Annotated in this window: 5 protein-coding genes; 4 read left to right on the forward strand and 1 reads right to left on the reverse strand. The window is 71.1% G+C overall.

Annotation, left to right across the window (positions count from 1 at the left end):
- The 3 genes from I5I_RS03385 to I5I_RS03395 form a co-directional block, all read left to right on the forward strand.
- Positions 1–785: extracellular solute-binding protein (locus I5I_RS03385; RefSeq protein WP_036316493.1), on the forward strand; the 785-nt coding region annotated here is incomplete at its 5' end.
- A gap of 68 nt (positions 786–853) precedes the next feature.
- The gene (locus tag I5I_RS03390) at positions 854–2353 is read left to right on the forward strand and encodes an ABC transporter permease (protein ID WP_036316485.1); all 1500 of its coding nucleotides are present in this window, start codon (positions 854–856) and stop codon (positions 2351–2353) included.
- On the forward strand, positions 2350–3396 hold the full coding sequence (locus I5I_RS03395; protein ID WP_036316487.1) for an ABC transporter ATP-binding protein: 1047 nt from the start codon (positions 2350–2352) through the stop codon (positions 3394–3396). The genes I5I_RS03390 and I5I_RS03395 overlap by 4 nt, the downstream gene beginning before the upstream one ends.
- Before the next feature lie 43 nt (positions 3397–3439).
- Here the strand turns inward: I5I_RS03395 and I5I_RS03400 are convergent, their stop codons facing one another.
- Positions 3440–4189, reverse strand: a complete 750-nt coding sequence (locus I5I_RS03400) for a class I SAM-dependent methyltransferase (RefSeq protein WP_036316489.1) — start codon at positions 4187–4189, stop codon at positions 3440–3442.
- Between the two features lie 93 nt (positions 4190–4282).
- Between I5I_RS03400 and I5I_RS03405 the strand changes: the two genes are divergently transcribed.
- On the forward strand, positions 4283–4573 hold a 291-nt coding region (locus tag I5I_RS03405), incomplete at its 3' end, for an alcohol dehydrogenase catalytic domain-containing protein (protein ID WP_036316491.1).

Raw genomic sequence — 4573 nt, forward strand, 5'->3', positions numbered from 1 at the left:
AGCTCGGTCCCGGGGATCCTCTAGAGTCCGAGAACTCCCCCGCGATGTCCCTGGTCGAGAACGCGGGGCTGCTCGCCCCCATCGACGCCGCGACCCTGGCCGCCGTCCCCGCGCAGTACCGTCCGGCGAGCGGCGACTGGACGGGCATCGCCGCACGGTCCACCGTGATGGTCTACAACCCCGCACTCATCGCCGCCGACCAGCTGCCCACCTCGATCATGGATCTGCAGAAGCCGGAGTGGAAGGGACGATGGGCCGCGTCGCCCACCGGAGCGGACTTCCAGGCGATCGTCTCGGCCATCCTGCAGGAGAAGGGCGAGGACGCCACGGCGGCGTGGCTCGCCGCCATGAAGGAGAACGCGTCCGCGTACAAGGGCAACAGCACCGTCATGAAGGCCGTCAACGCCGGAGAGACTCCGCTCGGCGTGATCTACCACTACTACTGGTTCATCGATCAGGCCAAGACGAAAGAGAACAGCGCCAACACGAAGCTGGCCTACTTCGGCGCCCAGGATCCGGGGGCCTTCGTCAGCGTGTCGGGCGGAGGGGTGCTGGCCTCCAGCAAGAACGCGGCTGCCGCCCAGCAGTTCCTCGCTTTCATCACCGGCCCCGACGGGCAGCAGATTCTTCGCGACGGGACAAGCTTCGAGTACGCGATCGGCAGCGACGTCGCCTCCAACCCCGCCCTGCCGCCGCTGAGTTCGCTGCAGCCGCCGGCGATCGACCCGTCGACGCTGAACAGCAAGAAGGTCACGGACCTCATGACCGCCGCGGGGCTCATCTGAGCCTCGCCACCGCCGCCCCTTCCAGGGTCAGCGGACCCACGCAGCGGCACCGCGCGTTCACCGCGCCGGTGCCGCTGCTGGTGCTCGCCCTGATCGCGGCAGCGGTGCTGCTCATTCCCGGTCGCTTCGTCGTCTGGGTGGCCGTCTCCGAGGGCTGGTCGCAACTGAGCGCTCATGTGTTCCGCCCCCGGGTGGGCGAACTGCTCGCCAACACCGCGGGCCTGCTCGTTCTCGCCGTACCGCTGTGCGTCGTGGTGGGGGTCGGGGCGGCATGGACCGTGGAACGCACGACACTGCCCGGCCGAAAAGCCTGGGCGATCGCGCTGGCCTCCCCGCTGGCCATGCCCGCCTTCGTCAGCGGATACGGATGGATCTCCGCGGTTCCCTCTCTGCAGGGACTCGGCGGCGGACTGCTGATCGCCGTCGGCGCCTACTACCCGCTCGTCTACCTTCCGGCGCTGGCGACACTCCGCCGCCTCGATCCGTCGCTCGAAGAGTCGGCGCGTGCGCTCGGACTGGGCCCGCTCGCCACCTTCGGGCGAGTCGTCCTTCCCCAACTGCGCGTGGCGATCCTGGGTGGCGGCCTCGTGGTCGCACTTCACCTGCTCGCCGAGTACGGCGCGTTCGCGCTGCTGCGCTTCGACACCTTCACCACGGCGATCGTCAGTCAGTTCCAGTCCAGCTTCGCCGGCCCCGCAGCCAATGCGCTGGGCGTCGTCCTCGCGGCCCTCTGTCTCGTGCTGCTCGTCGGCGAGGCGAGCGCACGCGGTCGCCTGCGGTACGCGAGGGTCGGACGCGGCGCCGCACGCCCCGCCGTCCCCCATCGGCTGGGACGGGCAGCGATCCCCGTCATGGCCGCGCTCAGCGGCATCCTCATCCTCGCCGTGTGCATCCCGGGCGCGAGTCTGCTGCGATGGGCACTGCGCCCGGAGGGCTGGCAGAGCATTCATCTCCTGCCTGCGCTCGCGCAGACCCTCGTGCTGTCCGGAGCCGGAGCGCTCGCCGCGACCGTCGTCGCCCTCCCCTGCGCCTGGTTGAGTGTGCGACACCCCAGCCGACTCGCCCGCAGCATCGAGGGCGCGATGTACCTGGCCAGCAGCCTCCCGACGATCATCGTCGCTCTCGCCCTGGTCACGGTGACCCTTCGCGTCGTGCCGGGGCTATATCAGACCCCCGCAACCGTCATCGCGGCCTACGTCATCGTTTTCCTCCCCCGCGCCCTGGTGAGCCTTCGCAGCGGTTTGGCGCAGGTGCCTCCGCGCCTCGAGGAAGCGGCACAGACCCTCGGCCGGACGCGGTTCGCGGCGACGGTCCAGGTGACGGCTCCGCTCATGGCATCGTCATTCGGCGCGGCGTTGGCCCTCGTCGGGCTCGGCTGCGCGAACGAGCTGACGGCGACCCTCCTGCTGGCGCCGAGCGGGACCCGCACCCTCGCCACCCAGTTCTGGTCTGAGACCTCGAACGCCGACTTCGTCGCCGGCGCGCCGTATGCGATCATGCTCATCGTGCTGTCGGTTCCGAGCGTCGCTCTCCTCCTCGCCGACGCCCGACGACGGAGCGATCGATGACCTCGTTGACCGTGACGGATGCCGCCGTGCGCCTCGGCGCGGACCTCGTGCTCGATGGCGTGCAGCTGGCCGTCGCCGACGGCGAACGGCTCGCGATCGTGGGACCGTCGGGAAGCGGCAAGTCCACGCTTCTGCGTGCGATCGCCGGGTTCGAACGGATCACAGGCGGCGAGATCCGTCTGGGTGAGGAGATCGCCGCCACGGCCACGCGCCATCTGGCGCCGCATCGGCGACGGATCGGCTACGTCGCACAGGACGGCGCCCTCTTCCCTCACCTCACCGCACGGCGGAACATCGCCTTCGGGCTTCGAGGCTCCGTGCGCGGCGAACGCACCGGCGCGGTTGCGGCCGCCGCCGCGCTCGCCGGTATCGAACCGGAGCTGCTCGAGCGCTATCCCCACGAGATCTCCGGAGGTCAGCAGCAGCGCGTCTCTCTCGCTCGAGCCCTCGCGCCGCACCCGCGCGTCCTGCTGCTCGACGAGCCTTTCAGTGCGCTCGACACCGAGTTGCGCACGCAGGTGCGCGCACAGGTCGTCGAAGCGCTGACGCGGGCGCAGGTGACCAGCGTGCTGGTGACCCACGATCCCGAAGAGGCTCTCGCCTTCGGGCAGGCCGTCGCGGTGCTCGACGGCGGACGGCTGCAGCAGGCCGGCCCGTGCGCCGACGTGTTCGCACGCCCGGTGTCGGCAGCCGTGGCGCGTCTGCTCGGTGACATCGTCCTGTTGGCGGGCGAGAAGACCGCGGCCGGCGGATTCCGGTGTCCCATCGGCACGCTCGCCATCGATGCCGACTTCTCCGGCGGCGCCTCGACGAGCGTCGCCATGGTGCGCCCGACACAGCTCAGGCTGACGACGGATGCCGAGGCGGCGCCCGCCAGTGTGACCGCCATCGCGCTCGTGGGCGCGACGGCCACCGCGACCCTCGCCTGCGCCGACGGCACGACCGTCGCCGTGCCGTTGCGTGCCATCGGCACACCGATCCCGGCTCTCGGCGACCAGGTCCGCGTCACGGTCGACGGCGGCGCCGTCCTCTACGCGGCCTGAGGTCTCGGGGCGGCATCCGCCCCTGGGAGCGGCCTTCGCGCGCTCATCCGCGGATGCTGCGGAACACCTCCGTGCGGTACGGCAGGTCGACGACGTCGACGCCGTCCTCGACCGGGTGACACGATGCGGCGAAGAGCTCGTCGACCTCCGCGAGGATGCGGTCCCGCTCGCCCGATGCCGCCGTGATGACATAGCTGCGCGATCGCACCATCGCCGCGAGTTCTGACCGGGTCAGCCGTCGCGACCACCGCCAGGTCCTCCGCTCGAGCGTCCCGAAGGGCGCGGCGACGGTCGGCCCCGCACCGGCGAGCAGCTCTTCGGCGTGGCTGCCCTTCATGATGGCGCCGAAGCGGGCAACCCACGGCGTGGTCTCGTCGCGGATGTTCCAGACCAGACCGAGGACGCCACCCGGCTTCAGGACGCGTCCGACCTCGACGGATGCCGCGGCCACGTCGACCCAGTGCCACGCCTGACCGAAGGCGACGGCATCGACGCTCTCGTCCGGAAGGTTCATGCGCTCCGCCGAGCCGATCAGCGTCTCCACGGCAGGAAGGGTCTCGCGCAGGGTGGCCAGCATCGCGGCATCCGGCTCCACCGCGATCACGTCGGCACCGGCATCGACCAGCGCGGCGGTGAGCTTGCCGGTACCCGCCCCGACGTCTGCGACCCGCGGGCGCGGGCCGATCGGAGCCAGCAACCACCTCACGGCCGCCGCCGGGTAGGTCGGCCGGCCCGCCTCGTACTCCTTGGCCGCCGAGCCGAAGCTCGCAGCCATCTCGTCACGCGTCGCCATGAGCCGACCCTACGCCCGCAACCTCTTGCAACGTCGACGTTCTTACCGTCGAGGCATCGGGCGGAACGGCTCCGCCGAGAGGAAGTGATGTCAATGACGACTCTGACCGACACCCCTGCTGCCGCAGCGACCGACGCGATCGCCACGACGATGCGCGCCGCGGTGGTCACCGCGCCCGGCGAGCCGCTCACCGTCTCCGAGGTCCCCGTGCCACGGCCCGGGCCCGGCCAGGCGCTCGTGCGCGTGATCACCAGCGGCGTCTGCCACACCGACCTCCACGCCGCGCGCGGCGACTGGCCGGTCGCACCGAAGGGCGATCTGATCCCCGGCCACGAAGGCTACGGCGAGGTCGTCGCCCTCGGGGCCGCGTCACGACACTCACCG

Origin of the sequence: Microbacterium sp. B24 (genome assembly GCF_000333415.1) — a bacterium.
GTDB lineage: Bacteria > Actinomycetota > Actinomycetes > Actinomycetales > Microbacteriaceae > Microbacterium.

Bases quoted from the DNA above. Each gene is read 5' to 3' on its own strand.
- I5I_RS03395 (WP_036316487.1), top strand. From the start codon at position 2,350: ATGACCTCGTTGACCGTGACGGATGCCGCCGTGCGCCTCGGCGCGGAC.
- I5I_RS03400 (WP_036316489.1), bottom strand. From the start codon at position 4,189: ATGGCGACGCGTGACGAGATGGCTGCGAGCTTCGGCTCGGCGGCCAAG.